General features: G+C 70.0%; 12 protein-coding genes. 7 read left to right on the top strand and 5 right to left on the bottom strand.

The genetic code is table 11. The annotated features are described in order from the left end of the window. Positions 1 to 86: 86 nt before the first annotated feature. From RT282_RS12735 to RT282_RS12715, 5 genes are read right to left on the bottom strand one after another with little or no spacing between them, the layout of a single operon-like run. Positions 87 to 2126, bottom strand: a complete 2040-nt coding sequence (locus tag RT282_RS12735; protein ID WP_313314677.1) for an acetyl/propionyl/methylcrotonyl-CoA carboxylase subunit alpha — start codon at positions 2124 to 2126, stop codon at positions 87 to 89. After that, on the bottom strand, positions 2127 to 2846 hold the full coding sequence (locus tag RT282_RS12730; RefSeq protein ID WP_313314675.1) for a DUF4126 domain-containing protein: 720 nt from the start codon (positions 2844 to 2846) through the stop codon (positions 2127 to 2129). It lies immediately after the preceding gene. Positions 2847 to 2864: 18 nt separating this feature from the next. Continuing rightward, on the bottom strand, positions 2865 to 3653 hold the full coding sequence (locus RT282_RS12725) for an enoyl-CoA hydratase/isomerase family protein (RefSeq protein WP_409519484.1): 789 nt from the start codon (positions 3651 to 3653) through the stop codon (positions 2865 to 2867). Between the two features lie 17 nt (positions 3654 to 3670). After that, positions 3671 to 5275, bottom strand: a complete 1605-nt coding sequence (locus tag RT282_RS12720) for a carboxyl transferase domain-containing protein (protein ID WP_313314671.1) — start codon at positions 5273 to 5275, stop codon at positions 3671 to 3673. A gap of 40 nt (positions 5276 to 5315) precedes the next feature. After that, positions 5316 to 7043, bottom strand: a complete 1728-nt coding sequence (locus RT282_RS12715; protein ID WP_313314670.1) for an AMP-binding protein — start codon at positions 7041 to 7043, stop codon at positions 5316 to 5318. Positions 7044 to 7169: 126 nt separating this feature from the next. On the opposite strand from RT282_RS12715, the gene RT282_RS12710 reads away from it, so the two are divergent. The 7 genes from RT282_RS12710 (at position 7170) to RT282_RS12680 (ending at position 15555) form a co-directional block, all read left to right on the top strand. After that, a complete protein-coding gene (locus RT282_RS12710; protein WP_313083722.1) occupies positions 7170 to 8228 on the top strand; it encodes an AraC family transcriptional regulator in 1059 nt (352 codons plus the stop codon). 55 nt (positions 8229 to 8283) lie between these two features. After that, positions 8284 to 8955: a glutathione S-transferase family protein gene (locus tag RT282_RS12705; RefSeq protein WP_313314668.1), complete on the top strand. Its 672-nt coding sequence runs from the start codon at positions 8284 to 8286 to the stop codon at positions 8953 to 8955. After that, positions 8952 to 10562: a GMC family oxidoreductase gene (locus tag RT282_RS12700; protein WP_313314666.1), complete on the top strand. Its 1611-nt coding sequence runs from the start codon at positions 8952 to 8954 to the stop codon at positions 10560 to 10562. The genes RT282_RS12705 and RT282_RS12700 overlap by 4 nt, the downstream gene beginning before the upstream one ends. 181 nt (positions 10563 to 10743) lie before the next feature. Continuing rightward, positions 10744 to 11940 (top strand): ABC transporter substrate-binding protein, encoded by a 1197-nt coding sequence (locus RT282_RS12695; RefSeq protein ID WP_312758593.1) that lies wholly within the window; start codon positions 10744 to 10746, stop codon positions 11938 to 11940. Positions 11941 to 12108: 168 nt separating this feature from the next. Beyond that, positions 12109 to 13029: a branched-chain amino acid ABC transporter permease gene (locus RT282_RS12690; RefSeq protein ID WP_313314663.1), complete on the top strand. Its 921-nt coding sequence runs from the start codon at positions 12109 to 12111 to the stop codon at positions 13027 to 13029. Continuing rightward, positions 13029 to 14843, top strand: a complete 1815-nt coding sequence (locus RT282_RS12685) for a branched-chain amino acid ABC transporter ATP-binding protein/permease (RefSeq protein ID WP_313314660.1) — start codon at positions 13029 to 13031, stop codon at positions 14841 to 14843. The genes RT282_RS12690 and RT282_RS12685 overlap by 1 nt, the downstream gene beginning before the upstream one ends. Next, complete coding sequence (locus RT282_RS12680) at positions 14833 to 15555, top strand: ABC transporter ATP-binding protein (protein ID WP_313083709.1); 723 nt, start codon at positions 14833 to 14835, stop codon at positions 15553 to 15555. The genes RT282_RS12685 and RT282_RS12680 overlap by 11 nt, the downstream gene beginning before the upstream one ends. The last annotated feature ends 103 nt before the right edge of the window (positions 15556 to 15658 follow it).

Raw genomic sequence — 15658 nt, 5'->3', positions numbered from 1 at the left:
AAAATGCCCCTGAGCGCCCGCCAGTCACGCGCGAACAGCTATCAAAACAGAAGCTTTCCATGCAGCATCCTGGCGGCATGCCGGCCTCAGGCGGCCGCCAGCTTGAGCAGCTCGGCGCCCTCAGCCACCTGGTCGCCAGGGGCGTAGAGCAGCTCGGCCACCACGCCGTCGGCCGGCGCGGCGATGGTGTGCTCCATCTTCATGGCTTCCATCACGGCCAGGGGCTGGCCCTTGGTGACCTTGTCGCCGGCCTGCACGGCAAACGACACGACCTTGCCCGGCATGGGCGCCGTCAGCCGGCCGCCCTCGCCCGCCGCTTCGCCGGCATGCGCCAGCGGGTCGGCCACGCCGATGCGCGTGGCGCCGCGCGGGGTGAAGACCTCGAAGGCCTCGCCTTGGGCGTAGATGTGGGCGCGCATGCGCTGGCCGGCGAACTGCAGGTCCACGCTGCCGTCCGCCAGCGCCGCGAAGGACAGCGCGCCCTGCACGGCGCCTTCGCTGCCGTCCGCCTCCGTGCCCACGGCGAGCTGGTGCGCCTGGCCGCGCTGGCCATAGGTCAGCCAGGCCGTCGCCGGCTGGCCGCCAAAATCGAAGGCGAAGCGGCGACGGTGGCCGGCCAGCGAACGCCAGCCGTCGCGGCGGCTGAACGGGTCACCCGCCCGCTCGGCCTGCTGCTCGCGCGCCAGCAGCGCGGCCACGGCGGCGGCGGCGGCCAGGGGCAGGCCCACGCGCTCCTGCTCGAACAGCACGGCGGATTCGCGCTGGATCAGCGCGGTGTCGAGCTTGGCCTCGCGGAAGGCGCCGCTGGCCACAACGTGGCGCAAGAACTGCACGTTGGTCGCCAGGCCGACGATGTGGGTCTGCGCCAGCGCCTCGTCCAGCCGCGCCAGCGCCTGCTCGCGCGTGTCGCCATGCACGATCAGCTTGGCGATCATGCTGTCGTAGAAGGGGCTGATGGCGTCGCCCTGGCGCACGCCATCGTCGATGCGTGGCGTGCCGCGCTCGAACGCTGCGGCGTCCGGCTTGCGATAGACATACAGCGTGCCGGTGGCCGGCAGGAACTGGTTGTCCGGGTTCTCGGCGCAGATGCGCGCCTCGATGGCATGGCCGACGATGCGCAGCTCGTCCTGGCGCTTCGGTAAAGGCTGGCCGGCGGCCACGCGCAGCTGCCACTCCACCAGGTCCTCGCCGGTGATGGCCTCGGTCACCGGGTGCTCCACCTGCAGCCGGGTGTTCATCTCCATGAAGTAGAACTTCATGGCCTCCGGCTGCTCATAGCCGCCCGGCTGCTCGACGATGAATTCCACCGTGCCGGCGCCCACGTAGCCCACTGCCTTGGCCGCTGCCACGGCCGCCTCGCCCATCTGCTGGCGCAACGCCGGCGGCATGCCCGGGGCGGGGGCTTCCTCCAGCACCTTCTGGTGGCGGCGCTGCACGGAGCAGTCGCGCTCGAACAGATAGACCACGTTGCCCTGCGTGTCGCCGAAGACCTGGATCTCGATGTGGCGCGGGCGCAGCACGTATTTCTCGACCAGCACGGCGTCGTTGCCGAAGCTGTTGATGGCCTCGCGCTTGCACGACTCCAGGGCCGCGGCGAAGTCCTCGCTCTTTTCCACCAGCCGCATGCCCTTGCCGCCGCCGCCGGCGCTGGCCTTGATGAGCACGGGGTAGCCGATCGCGTCGGCCTCGCGCTGCAGCAGCTGCGGGTCCTGGTCCTCGCCCTGGTAGCCGGGCACCAGCGGCACGCCGGCCTGGGCCATCAGGCGCTTGGACTCGGCCTTCAGGCCCATGGCGGCAATGGCCGACGCCGGCGGGCCGATGAAGGCCAGGCCGGCCGCGGCGCAGGCCTGGGCGAAGTCCTCGTTCTCCGACAGGAAGCCGTAGCCCGGGTGGATGGCCTGCGCGCCGGTGGCGCGCGCGGCGTCCAGGATGCGCTCCCAGCGCAGGTAGCTGTCCTTGGGCGCGCTGCCGCCGATGTGCACGGCCTCGTCGCAGGCGGCCACGTGCTTGGCATTGGCGTCGGCGTCGGAATAGACGGCGACGGTTTTGATACCCATACGACGAGCCGTGGCGGCGACTCGGCAAGCGATTTCGCCGCGGTTGGCGATCAGGATTTTTTGGAACATTCAGGCCACCTTGGCAGAACGGGAAAAAAGCGAAGAGATGCGCCGCAGCACGGCGCGCAAAAATTTGAACAGCACCACCAGCAGCAGCACCGACAGCGCCAGCACCAGCACCAGCGCGATGCCAAACAGCACCGGATGCTGCGTGGCCAGCCAGACCGCGGCCACAACCAGGCCGTCCTCCAGGAACGACAGGCCCCAGTTGGAGAACGGCTCGGGCGAGGTGTTGGCCGCCGCCCGCGTGGTCATCTTGGTGGCCAGCGCCGTGGCCGACAGCGAGCCGCCCAGCAGCCCCGCCACCACGGCCATGGTGGCGTTGTCGGCGCTGAACACGCCGGCCGCCAGCGCCACGCCGGCGGGCACGCGGATGAAGGCGTGCAGCGCGTCCCAGGCGCTGTCCAGCCAGGGCACCTTGTCGGCGAAGAACTCCACCAGCAGCATGAAGCCGCTCACGGCCAGCACCGCCGGGTGCGCCAGCATGCTCAGGCCCGCAGGCAGCGCCAGCCAGTCCGCCGCGCCCATCAGGCCCACGATGAAGACCACCGCGTACAGCCGAAAGCCGCTGGCCCAGCCCAGGGCCGCCGCCAGCGCCAGCAGCGCCGGCATGTCCAGCTGCTGCGTGGCGCGCGCGGCGCTCTCGGCCACGGCACGCGAGGTGCCGGCGTCCACATGCAGCCCCACGGTGTGGAGCCACTGCACGAAGGCAAGCCAGAGCTGGTCCATGGCCGGTCTACCGCTGCGTCAGCCCGCGACCCAGGCCGGTTTGCGTTTTTGCAGAAACGACTGCACGCCCTCGCGGCCTTCGTCGCTGGCGCGAATGTCGGCGATGCCCTCCACCGTGGCGGCGATGAGCTGACCGTCGATGGCGCGCTCGGCCACGTCCTGCACCAGCCGCTTGCACGCGCGCACGGCGTTGGGACTGGCGCTGGCCAGGGCCTTGACGAGCGCATCGACGCGCGCATCCAGCTGGTCGGCAGCGACCACCTCGTGCACGAAGCCGATGCGCAGCGCCTCTTGCGCGTCAAAGCGCTCTGCCGTCAGGAAATAGCGGTGCGCCGCACGCGCGCCCATGGCGCGGATCACGTAGGGGCTGATGGTGGCCGGGATCAGGCCCAGCTTCACTTCAGACAGGCAAAAGCCCGCCGTGTCCACGCTCACCGCCATGTCGCACGCGGCCACCAGGCCCATGCCGCCGGCGTACACGTCGCCCTGCACGCGGGCGATGGTCGGCTTCTGGCACTCGTAAATCACGCGCAGCATCTCGGCCAGCTTGCCCGCGTCCGCCAGGTTCTCGGCCCGCGTGTAGTCGGACATGCGGCGCATCCAGTTGAGGTTGGCGCCGGCGCAAAACGCCGGGCCCTCGGCCGCCAGCACCACGGCGCGCACGTCGTCGCGCGCGCCCACCTCCTGGAAGGCGGCGGTGATCTCGGCGATGACCTCGTCGCTGAAGGCGTTGCGCACCTCGGGCTGGGTCAGCGTGATGGTGGCGCGATGTTCGCCGTAGGTAATCTTCAGAGCGCTCATGGACATCCTCCCGTTGCTGCCCGTCACATGCGGAAGATGCCGAACTTCACGTCCGGCACCGGCGCGTGGCGCGCGGCGGCCAGGCCCAGGGCCAGCACGCGGCGGGTGTCGGCCGGGTCGATGATGCCGTCGTCCCACAGGCGCGCAGTGGCGTAGTAGGGGTGGCCCTGGTCTTCGTACTGCCGGCGGATGGGGGCCTTGAAGGCTTCTTCTTCCTCCATGCTCCACTGCCCGCCCTTGGCCTCGATGCCGTCGCGGCGCACGGTGGCCAGCACGCTGGCGGCCTGCTCGCCACCCATGACGGAGATGCGGGCGTTCGGCCACATCCACAGGAAGCGGGGCGAGTACGCGCGCCCGCACATGCCGTAGTTGCCGGCGCCAAAGCTGCCGCCGATGATGATGGTGAACTTCGGCACATTGGCCGTGGCCACCGCGGTCACCAGCTTGGCGCCGTGGCGGGCGATGCCCTCGTTCTCGTACTTGCGCCCGACCATGAAGCCGGTGATGTTCTGCAAAAACACCAGCGGGATCTTGCGCTGGCAGCACAGCTCGATGAAGTGCGCGCCTTTGACGGCCGACTCGGAAAACAGGATGCCGTTGTTGGCGATGATGCCCACCGGCATGCCTTCGATGCGGGCAAAGCCCGTGACCAGCGTGGAGCCGAAGCGCGCCTTGAACTCGTCGAACTCGCTGCCGTCCACGATGCGGGCAATGATCTCGCGCACGTCGAAGGGCTTGCGCGTGTCGGTGGGGATGACGCCGTAGAGCTCCTCTGCTGCAAATTTAGGAGCTGCTGGCGCATGCTCCACGGGCGCTAGAGGCCGATTTCCATTCAAATTCTTCACGGCCGCGCGGGCCAGCGCCAGGGCATGCAGGTCGTCCTGCGCCAGGTGGTCGGCCACACCGGACAGGCGGGTGTGCACGTCGCCGCCGCCCAGATCCTCGGCCGAGACAACCTCGCCCGTGGCGGCTTTGACCAGCGGCGGGCCGCCCAGGAAGATGGTGCCCTGGTTCTTGACGATGATGGTCTCGTCGCTCATCGCCGGCACGTAGGCGCCGCCGGCCGTGCACGACCCCATGACCACGGCGATCTGCGCCAGGCCCTGCGCGCTCATGTTGGCCTGGTTGTAGAAGATGCGGCCGAAGTGGTCGCGGTCGGGGAAGACCTCGTCCTGGTTGGGCAGGTTGGCGCCGCCCGAGTCCACCAGGTAGATGCACGGCAGGCAGTTCTGCTGCGCGATCTCCTGCGCGCGCAGGTGCTTCTTCACCGTCATGGGGTAGTAGGTGCCGCCCTTGACGGTGGCGTCGTTGCACACGATCAGGCAGTCCGTGCCGGCCACGCGGCCGATGCCGGCGATCAGGCCGGCGCCGGGTGCGGCGTTGTCATACATGTTCAGCGCCGCCAGGGGCGCGATCTCCAGGAAGGGCGTGCCGGGGTCGAGCAGCATCTGCACGCGGTCGCGCGGCAGCAGCTTGCCGCGTGCCAGGTGCTTGGCGCGGGCGGCCTCGCCGCCGCCCTGGGACACGCGTTCGACCTGAACGCGCAGGTCGTCCACCAGGGCGCACATGGCCGCGGCGTTGGCCTGGAAGTCCGCCGATCGCGGGTTGAGTTGGGTTTCGAGAATCATGGGTTTTTCCGTCCAAATCCAATAAGAGTGCGGGGCTGGCTCAGGCCGTCTTGGCTTCGCGCAGGCCCAGCTCGTCCTTCATCGCGTCGCGGATCTTGAATTTCTGGATCTTGCCGGTGACGGTCATCGGGAACTCGGCCACGAAGCGGATGTAGCGCGGCACCTTGTAGTGCGCGATCTGGCCCTTGCAGAAGGCGCGGATGTCGTCCTCGGTGGGCGCGGTGCCGGGCTTGGCGATGATCCAGGCGCACAGCTCCTCGCCCAGGCGCTCGTCGGGCACGCCGACCACCTGCACGTCCTGCACCAGAGGGTGGCGGTACAAAAATTCTTCGATCTCGCGCGGGTACAGGTTCTCGCCGCCGCGGATCACCATGTCCTTGATGCGGCCGACGATGTTCACATAGCCGTCCTCGTCCATGGTGGCCAGGTCGCCGGTGTGCATGAAGCCCTCGGCGTCGATGGCCTCGCGCGTCTTGGCCTCGTCGCCCCAGTAGCCGTGCATGACCGAATAGCCGCGCGTGCACAGCTCGCCGCTGGTGCCCACGGGCACGGTGGAGCCGGTCTCGGGGTCGACGATCTTCACTTCCAGGTGCGGCTGCACCTGGCCTACGGTGGAGACGCGCTTTTCAAGCGGCGTGTCGACGCTGCTCTGGCAGCTGACCGGGCTGGTTTCCGTCATGCCGTAGGCGATGGTGATCTGCGACAGGTGCATCTCGCCCACCACGCGCTTCATGACCTCCGTCGGGCAGGGCGAGCCGGCCATGATGCCGGTGCGCAGCGTGCCCAGGTCGAATTCCTTGAAGCGCGGGTGGTCCAGCTCGGCGATGAACATGGTGGGCACGCCATGCAGGCCGGTGCAACGCTCGGCCTGCACCGTCTCCAGCACCGTGAGCGGGTCGAAGCCGTCGTTGGGGTAGACGATGGCGCTGCCGTGCGTGAAGCACGCCAGGTTGCCCAGCACCATGCCGAAGCAGTGGTACAGCGGCACGGGGATGCACAGCCGGTCCTCGGGCGTCAGGCGCATGCATTCGCCGATGAAGAAGCCGTTGTTCAGGATGTTGCGGTGCGTCAGCGTGGCGCCCTTCGGGAAGCCCGTGGTGCCGCTGGTGAACTGGATGTTGATGGGGTCGGTGTTCTTCAGGCCCGCCGCCACCGCGTCCACCTGGGCATCCTCGGGGTTGCCGCGCTGCATGAGCTCGGAAAAGCGCAGCATGCCGGACTGCTCCTCGCCCTGGCCGGCCACGTCGATCCATACCACCGCGCGCAGATCGGGCAGCCGCTTGGCGGCCAGCTTGCCGGGCAGGCACCGGTTCAGCTCGGGCGCCAGCTCGCGCAGCATGCCCAGATAGTCGCTGGTCTTGAAGCGCGCCATGGTCACCAGCGCCTTGCAGCCGACCTTGGTCAAGGCGTATTCCAGCTCGGCGACGCGGTAGGCCGGGTTGATGTTGACCAGCACCAGGCCCACCTGCGCCGTGGCCAGCTGCATCAGCACCCACTCGGCGTTGTTGTGCGACCAGATGCCGATGCGGTCGCCCTTTTGCAGCCCCAGGCCCAGCAGCGCGCTGGCCAGGCGGCGCACCTCGCGGTGCAGCTCGGCATAGGTATAGCGCCGGCCCTGGTGGCGGCTGACGAGCGCCTCGCGCTGCGGCTGGCGCTGCGCCATGCCGGCGAAGAAGTCGCCGATGGTCTGCTCGATCAGCGGCGTCTCGGTGGCGCCGCTGGCGTGGCTCAGCGTGTAGCGCTGGCGGGAGGGGAATGCGCTGTCCATGGTGTGTGCTGTCTCCGCAGAAAGGGCCGGGCGCGCCCGCGCACTGCGCAGGCAGGCCGCCTGGGCGCAGGATAAGCCCCACCCCGTCCCCGATGAGGCCAGCAAGGTTGCAATAATTGCCACGCCATGTACACCCCGTCCCTGCCCTCGCACCGCCCCGCGCCGGCCCGCCAGGGGGCCGTGGCGGCCACGCCCATGGCCTTCGTGCAGGCCATCGCGCAGGCCTACGCGCAGCGCGGCATGGACCCGGCCGGCGCCCTGGCCCAGGCACAAATCGCGCCAGAACAACGGGCCGACCCGCGGGCACGCATCACGGCCTGGCAGATGGAGGCCCTGTGCGACGCCGCCATGCGCGAACTGGACGACGAGGCCCTGGGCTGGTTCGAGCGGCGCCTGCCCTGGGGCAGCTACGGCCTGCTGGCGCGCGCCTCGCTCACCGCGCCGACGCTGGGCCTGGCGCTGGCGCGCTGGTGCCGCCACCACGGCCTGCTGACCCAGGCCATCGCTTTGCGCCTGACGACCGAGGGCGGGCAGGCCCAGCTCGCCATCGCCGAGCAACGCGACCTGGGCGGCCTGCGCGAGTTCTGCCTGGTCTCGGTGCTGCGCAATGCGCTGGGGCTGGCCAGCTGGTTCATCGATTCGCGCCTGCCGGTGCTGGGAGCGCAGTTCCCGTTCGCGGCGCCGGCGCATGCCGACGCTTATGCCGTGCTGTTCGCCGGCCCCGCGCAGTTCGGCGCGGCCGAGGCGGCCGTGCAGTTCGATGCGCGCTACCTGCAGCTGCCGCTGGTGCGCGACGCCGCCGCCATGGACCAGATGCTGCAGCACGCCCTGCCGCTCACCGTGCGCCAGTACCGGCGCGACCGCCTGCTGGTGCAGCGCGTGCGCCAGCTGCTGGCGGCCGCACCCCAGGCGATGCACAGCGCGCAGACCGTGGCCCAGCAGCTGCACCTGTCGCCGCGCACGCTGCACCGCCAGCTGGCCGCCGAGGGCGCGACGCTGCAGCAGCTCAAGGACGAGGTGCGCCGCGCACGGGCCACCGAGCTGCTGCACCGCAGCGACCGGCCCATCAAGCAAGTGGCCCAGGCGGCGGGTTTTGCCAACGAAAAAAGCTTCATCCGGGCGTTCCGGGGCTGGACGGGGCAGTCGCCCGCCGAGTTCCGGCACCGCAGCCGGCCCGCTGACTGATCCGCGGCCCGGCGGCTTGACAGCCCCCTTGCGCGGCGGCCACGATGCATCCGCCATGATCGTTCTACACCACTGCGTCAGCGCCCGTTCCTTCCGCCCCTTGTGGATGATGGAGGAGCTGGGCCTGCCCTACCGCCTGCGCGCCCTGCCCTTTCCGCCCCGGGTGCATGCCCGCCCGTTCCTGGAGGACAACCCGCTGGGCACCGTGCCGCTGCTGGAGGACGGTGCCACGCGCATGACCGAGTCGGCCGCCATGTGCCAGTACCTGGCGGCGCGCCACGGCGCCGGGCGGCTGGACGTGGCCGTGGACGATCCCGCCTACGGCAGCTACCTGAACTGGCTGCACATGAGCGACGCCACGCTCACCTTTCCCCAGACCCTGGTGCTGCGCTACACCCACTTCGAGCCGCCAGAGCGCCGCCAGCCCCAGGTGGCGCAGGACTATGCGCGCTGGTTCCTGGCGCGGCTGCGCGCCGTGGATGCCGCCGTGCAGCACGGCGAATTCCTGTGCGCCGGCCGCTTCACCGCCGCCGACGTGGCCGTCGCCTATGCCCTGCAGCTGGCGCAGCACCTGGAGCTGGACGGGCAGTTTCCGCCCGCCGTCGCGCACTACTGGCAGCGGCTGCAGGCGCGCCCGGCGTTCCAGCGGGCGCTGCAGGCCCAGCACCGCGCGGCCCTGGAGCAGGGCGTGGACCCGACCCCTTCCCCCGACCTGCGCCCGGCATGAATGCCGACACCTTCGACTACGTCATCGTCGGCGCCGGCATGGCCGGCTGCCTGCTGGCCAACCGCCTGAGCGAGGACGGGCGCCACACCGTCTGCCTGCTGGAATCGGGGCCGCCGGACCGCAGCCCCTTCATCCACATCCCGGCCGGCTTCATCAAGGTAGGCTATGACCCGCGCTACACATGGCCCTTCGAGACCGCGCCCGGCGAGGGCACGGCGGGCCGGCGCGTGACCATGCGGCTGGGCCGCACGCTGGGCGGCTCCAGCGCCATCAACGGCTTCAACTACACGCGCGGCACCGCACGCGACTACGACGGCTGGGCCGCCCAGGGCAACCCGGGCTGGAGCTACGCCGAGGTGCTACCCTACTTCCAGCGCACCGAGCGGCGCATCGGCGGCGGCGACGAACCGCACCGCGGGCACGACGGCCTGCTGCCCATCACCGACTGCGACTGGCGCCACCCGCTGTGCGACGGTTTCATCGAAAGCGCGCACTCGCTGGGCATCGGCCCGGCGGGCGACTACAACGCGGGCGTGCAGGACGGCGCCGGCTACTACCAGCGCTGGATCCACCAGGGCCGCCGCGTGAGCGCGGCGACCGCCTTCCTCAAGCCCGCGCGCGGGCGCCCCAACCTGGCGGTGCGCACCGGCGCGCACGCCGCGGCCATCGTGTTCGAGGGCAGGCGCGCCGTGGGCGTGCAGGTGCGCATGCAGCCGGGCAACGCGCAGCGCACGGTGCGCGCGCGGCGCGAGGTCATCCTGTGCGCCGGGGCCATCAACAGCCCCAAGCTGCTGCAGCTGTCGGGCGTGGGGCCGGCCGGCTGGCTGGCGGACCTGGGCGTGGCGCCGGTGCACGTGCTGCCCGGCGTAGGCCAGCGGCTGCAGGACCACTTCATGGTGCGCTCGGTGGTGCGCGTGCAGGGCACCGCCACCATCAACAGCACGGCGCGCGGCTGGCGCCTGGGACTGGAGATCGCCAAATGGGCGCTGGGCCGGCCCAGCGTGCTGGCCATCAGCCCGTCGGTGGCCTATGCCTTCGCGGCCTCGCGGCCGGGGCTGGACGCGGCGGACCTGCAGTTCCACTTCTCGCCCGGCAGCTACGCCTCGGGCATCGCGGGCCGGCTCGACGGCTTTGCAGGCATGACGCTGGGCTTCTACCAGATGCGGCCGGCCAGCCACGGCCATGTGCGGGCGCTCTCGGCCGACCCGTTCGAGTCGCCCGAGATCCAGCCTGCCTACATGGCGCGCGAGGAAGACCGCCGCGTGGTGGTCGACGGGCTGCGGCTCACGCGCCGCATCCTGCACGCGCCCCCGCTGCTGCCCTACGTGCTGCGCGACGAGGCGCCGCCCGCCGACGCGGTGAGCGACGAGGACCTGCTGGAGTACGCGCGCCAGCGCGGCGGCACCGCCTGGCACTTCATGGGCACCTGCCGCATGGGGCCAGTGCACGACGCGTCGGCGGTGGTGGATGCGCAGCTGCGCGTGCACGGCCTGGACGGGCTGCGCGTGGCCGACGCCTCGGTGATGCCGGCTATGCCCTCGGGCAACACCGGCGCCCCGACGCTGATGATCGCGGAGAAGGCGGCCGACCTGCTGCTGCGCTTGTGAGCGGCGCAGCGCCCGAATGCCAGCTGTTGGCACCAACTGTACCTGTCCCGGCAGGTACAGCAGGCTTACAGTGGGTAGAGATTCGCCTGCTGCCCCGCTTTACCGGTGCGGCCAGCGGCGGGTACAGATGGATCACCAGATCCGCACCGCCAGCAATGGCGACGACAACAGGAGACAAGCCATGACAGGAATTCGCCAGATCGCCAAGGCCGCGGCCACGGCTCTCACGGTGGCATGCGCCTTCACCGCCCAGGCGCAGGACATCAAGATCGGCTACACGGCCGACCAGTCCGGCAGCGGCGTGGCCGAGCTGGGCATTGCCGGGCGCTGGGGCTTTGAGGCCGCCATCGAGGACGTGAACAAGGCCGGGGGCATCCTGGGCAAGAAGGTGGTCGGCGTGATCCGCGACGACCAGGGCACGCCGCCGAAGGCCATCCAGACGGTGCAGGACCTGCTCGACAGCGAGAAGGTGCAGGCCCTGGTAGGCCCGGCCAACTCGGGCAACGCGCTGGCCTGGCTGCACATCCCGCAGCAAAAGAAGATTCCCGTGGTGGTGCCCATCGGCACGGCCACCGAGATCACCACGCGCTATGCCAAGGAGCCGCAGAACTACCTGTTCCGCGTGTCGATGGTGGACCGCGAGCAGGTCTCGCTGCTGGCCGCCTACGCGGTCAAGGCGTCCAAGGACAAGAAGATCGCCGTGCTGGCCGACTCCACCGGCTACGGCCAGGGCGGCATCAAGGACGCGACCGAGGTGCTGGCGCTGCACGGCGTGAAACCCGTGGCCGTCGAGAAGTACGGCCCCAAGGACACGGACATGACCTCGCAGCTCAACAAGATCAAGGCCGCGGGGGCCGACACCGTGATCATCTACGGCATCGCCGACGGTGCCGCGCAGGTGGTGCGCAGCATGGAGAAGATCAACTACATGCCCACCACGCTGGGCACCTGGGGCAACCTGAGCTCGCTGTTCCCGAAGATGACGGGGCCCAAGCTGTCCGAGCACCTGATCATGGCCGCCTCCACCACCGAGGACACCTCCGACAAGACCAAGTCGCTGGGCGAGCGCGTGCGCAAGAACTTCCCGGCGCTGACCTGCTTCCCCTGCGCCGCGCAGGCCTATGACTCGGTGATGCTGCTGGCCGCCGCGATGAAGCAGGCGAACAGCACCGACGGCGAGAAGGTCGCCGCCGCGCTCGAGAACGTCAGCGGCGTGCAGGGCGTCATCAAGACCTACGACAAGCCCTTCAGCAAGACCATGCACGAGGGCCTGCACGTGGGCGACTTCTACCTGGCGCGCTGGAAGAATGGTACCGAGGTGCAGCGCTTCGAGGACCCGGTCTACAAGTCCCTCACGCCCGCCGATCTCAAGCAGTGATCGCCGGCGCCGGGGGCATTGGGCACCCGGCCTCTCTTAAAAATAGGAGCTGCCAGCGCTTGACTGGCAAGGGTTTCAGCATAAAAACCACCTGAAACCGTTGCTGGACAAGCGCCAGCAGCTCACTTTTTTGATATCTCCAGCCTCAGTGCTAGTGGAGGGCGGCGCATGGCCGAATCGATACTCCAGGCGATCTTCAGCGGCCTGGCCCTGGGCAGCATCTACGCGCTCGTGGCCGTGGGCTTCAACATCACCTTCAACACCACCAAGACGCTGAACTTCGGCCAGGGCGAGTTCCTGGTGGCCGGCGCCTTCGTCGCGGTCTCGGTGCTGCTGCTGCTGGCCGGCAAGCAGATGACCGACGCGCTCTTGCCCGCCGAGGTGACGCTGACGCGCTACCTGCTCAGCCTGGTCGGCTCCATGGTGGTGCTGGCGCTGCTGGGCGTGCTGCTGTACTACACCGCCGTGCGGCCCTTCGTGGGCCAGGGCGGCATGGCCTGGGTGATGAGCACCATCGGCTTCGGCATCATCATCCAGAACACGGCGCTGGCGATCTGGGGCCCTTCGCCGCTGGTCATGCCCTCGCCGCTGGGCAACGACGTGATCCGCATCGGCGGCGCCGGCGTGCTGCCGCAGGAGGTGCTGGTGCTGGTGGCCAGCGTGGCCGTGCTGTTCACGCTGGACTGGGTGATGCGCGCCACACGCATCGGCAAGGCCGTGCGCGCCGTGGCGCAAAGCGGCAGCGCCGCCACGCTGATGGGCATCAACGTCGGCGCCATCGTGGTACTGGCCTTCGTCATCAGCTCCAGCCTGGCGGGGCTGGCCGGGCTGCTGATTGCGCCCATCACCACCGCCTCGGTGTTCATGGGCCTCACGCTGGCGCTCAAGGCTTTCTCGTCGGCCATCGTCGGCGGGCTGACCAGCCCGCGCGGCTGCATGCTGGGCGGCGTACTGCTGGGCGTGATCGAGGCGCTGGTGGGCCTGTGGCATGCCGAGCTGCGCGAGATCAGCATCTTCCTTCTCATCATCATCGTGCTGGTGGTGCGTCCGCAGGGGCTGCTGGGCCAGCGCATCGAGGAGAAGGTGTGATGGGCGGCGCGCACAAACAACAGCACACCCTGTGGCTCATCGTTGTCGTCGCGCTGGCGGCGGCCGTGCCGCTGCTGACCGACAACGACTTCTACCTGCGCGTGCTGTTCCTGATCGGCGTGAACTACATCGCCGCCGCGGGCATGAACGTGCTGGTGGGCTACACGGGCCAGAAATCGCTGGGCCATGCCGGCCTGTTCGCCGTGGGTGCCTACACCGTGGCCCTGCTCACCGCGCGCTGGGGCTGGAACCCCTGGCCGGCCTTCGTGGCCGCCGGGGTCATGGCCGGCATCTTCGGCGTCGTCATCGCGCTGCCGGCGCTGCGCGTCAAGGGCCCGGCGCTGGCCATGGTGACCATCGGCTTCGGCATCGTGGTGGAGAAGATCGTCTCCGAATGGCAGGACGTGTTCGCCGGCCAGCAGGGCATCTACGGCGTGCTGCCGCTGTCGCTGGGCGGCACCATGTTCAGCTCCAAGCACTGGGTGTGGTTCGTGCTGCTGCTGGCCGTGGCGCTGCACGTCATGCTGCGCCTGCTGCTGCGCGGGCGCTTCGGCCGCGCCTTCATGGCCGTGAACACGGCCGAGGTGGCGGCCGAGAGCGTGGGCATCAGCGTCTACCGCTTCAAGGTGCTGGCCTTCGTGATCAGCGCCGTCACCTGCGGCCTGGCCGGCGCGCTGATCGCGCAGCAAAACCAGTACATCAACTCCGACTTCATCACCTTCAACCTGTCGATCTTCATCCTGCTGATGGTGCTGTTCGGCGGGCCCTCGATCTACGGGCCGCTGCTGGGCGCCGTGGTGCTGACGCTGCTGGACGCCGTCCTCTCGCGCTGGCCGGGCGTGCAGCACTTCACCTACGGGGCGCTGCTGCTGTTCGCGCTCTACGCCATGCCCGACGGGCTGGCCGGCTTCGTGAAGAAGATGGCGCGGCGCTGGGCGCCCGGCCTGCTGCCCGCTGAAAGCCTGCCCGGGCAGCTCGCGCCCTGGCGCCCGCGCGGCGCGGCCGGCGCCGACGAGATGCTGCTGCAGGCCCAGGGCCTGTACAAGGCCTACGGCGGCGTGGTGCCCACCAACGAGGTGGACATCGACATCCGCGCCGGCCACGTGCATTCGCTGATCGGCCCCAACGGCGCGGGCAAGACCACGCTGCTGAACATCCTCTCGGGCATCGTGCCGCCGGACCGCGGCAGCATCCGCTTCGACGGCCGCGACGTGACGGGGCTGGCGCCCTGGCGCATCGCCCGCGCGGGCCTGGGCCGCACCTTCCAGAACCTCAAGCTGTTTGCCGGCATGTCGGTGCTGGACAACGTCAAGCTGGGCCTGCATGCGCACATGCCCACGGGCTTCTTCGGCAGCCTGCTGGGGCGCGGCGGCGCGTCCGAGCGCGCCGCGCGCGACGAGGCGCTGCAGATCCTCGACGCCCTGGGCCTGAAGGACAAGGCGCAGGAGATCGCCGGCAGCCTGCCCTACGGCGTGCAGCGCCGCCTGGAGCTGGCACGCGCGCTGGCCACGCACCCGCGCCTGCTGCTGCTCGACGAGCCCGCCGCCGGCCTGAACCCGCAGGAGACGCAGGAGCTGGCGCAGGTCATCCTGCGCATCCGCGACCTGGGCGTCACCGTGCTGCTGATCGAGCACCACATGGACCTGGTGATGGCCGTGTCCGACCACGTGATCGTGCTGGACTACGGCCAGAAGATCGCCGAGGGCGCGCCCGCGCAGGTGCAGAGCGACCCGCGCGTGATCGCGGCCTACCTGGGCACGGCCGACGGCGAAGAAGAAGACGAGGAACAGGAAGGTGGTGCCCATGTCCGATGAACTGCTGCGCATCGACGACCTGCACGTGCACTACGGCGCGGTACAGGCCTTGAAGGGTGTCTCGCTGCACGTGCAGGCGGGCGAGGTGGTCACCATCATCGGTGGCAACGGGGCCGGCAAGAGCACGCTGATGCGCTGCATCTCGGGCCTGGAGCCCGCCAAGGCCGGGCGCGTGCTGTTCCAGGGGCAGGACTTGGCAGCCATCCACGGCCACCGGCGCGTGGCCCTGGGCATCGCGCAGTCGCCCGAGGGCCGGCAGGTCTTTGCCGACCAGACCGTGCGCGACAACCTGGTGCTGGGCGCCTACCACCGCCGCGCCAGCGCGGCGGAGATCGAGGCCGACATCCAGGCCCAGTTCGAGCGCTTTCCGCGCCTGGGCGAACGCCAGCTGCAGATGGCCGGCACCATGTCCGGCGGCGAGCAGCAGATGCTGGCCATCGCCCGCGCCCTCATGGCGCGGCCGAAGCTGCTGCTGCTGGACGAACCCTCGCTGGGCCTGGCGCCGCTGATCGTCAAGGAAATCTTCGACACCATCCGCAGCCTGCGCACGCTGGGCGTGACCATCCTGCTGGTGGAGCAGATGGCCAACCAGGCCCTGGCCGTGGCCGACCGGGGCTATGTGCTGGAGACCGGCCGCATCACGCTGCAGGGCCCCGGCCGCGAGCTGCGCCGCGACCCGAAGGTGCGCGCCGCCTACCTCGGGGGGCACTGACATGCAACACCCCCCTGAGTCGCTTCGCGCCTTCCCCCCTCTCTCGCATCGCTGCGCGTTGCGGGAGGGCGGACGCCGCCCTCGCTGCGAGGCGGCCCTTGCT

The sequence above is a fragment of the Pulveribacter sp. genome, assembly GCF_032079985.1.
Taxonomy (GTDB): Bacteria; Pseudomonadota; Gammaproteobacteria; order Burkholderiales; family Burkholderiaceae_C; genus Melaminivora.
Note: the sequence above shows the minus strand (reverse complement) of the source record. Positions and strands in the feature narration are given on the sequence as shown.

Excerpts from the sequence above, each read along its gene's own strand:
- RT282_RS12735 (WP_313314677.1), bottom strand. The coding sequence starts at position 2,126 with ATGTTCCAAAAAATCCTGATCGCCAACCGCGGCGAAATCGCTTGCCGA.
- RT282_RS12730 (WP_313314675.1), bottom strand. The coding sequence starts at position 2,846 with ATGGACCAGCTCTGGCTTGCCTTCGTGCAGTGGCTCCACACCGTGGGG.
- RT282_RS12725 (WP_409519484.1), bottom strand. The coding sequence starts at position 3,653 with ATGTCCATGAGCGCTCTGAAGATTACCTACGGCGAACATCGCGCCACC.
- RT282_RS12720 (WP_313314671.1), bottom strand. The coding sequence starts at position 5,275 with ATGATTCTCGAAACCCAACTCAACCCGCGATCGGCGGACTTCCAGGCC.
- RT282_RS12715 (WP_313314670.1), bottom strand. The coding sequence starts at position 7,043 with ATGGACAGCGCATTCCCCTCCCGCCAGCGCTACACGCTGAGCCACGCC.
- RT282_RS12710 (WP_313083722.1), top strand. The coding sequence starts at position 7,170 with ATGTACACCCCGTCCCTGCCCTCGCACCGCCCCGCGCCGGCCCGCCAG.
- RT282_RS12705 (WP_313314668.1), top strand. The coding sequence starts at position 8,284 with ATGATCGTTCTACACCACTGCGTCAGCGCCCGTTCCTTCCGCCCCTTG.
- RT282_RS12700 (WP_313314666.1), top strand. The coding sequence starts at position 8,952 with ATGAATGCCGACACCTTCGACTACGTCATCGTCGGCGCCGGCATGGCC.
- RT282_RS12695 (WP_312758593.1), top strand. The coding sequence starts at position 10,744 with ATGACAGGAATTCGCCAGATCGCCAAGGCCGCGGCCACGGCTCTCACG.
- RT282_RS12690 (WP_313314663.1), top strand. The coding sequence starts at position 12,109 with ATGGCCGAATCGATACTCCAGGCGATCTTCAGCGGCCTGGCCCTGGGC.
- RT282_RS12685 (WP_313314660.1), top strand. The coding sequence starts at position 13,029 with ATGGGCGGCGCGCACAAACAACAGCACACCCTGTGGCTCATCGTTGTC.
- RT282_RS12680 (WP_313083709.1), top strand. The coding sequence starts at position 14,833 with ATGTCCGATGAACTGCTGCGCATCGACGACCTGCACGTGCACTACGGC.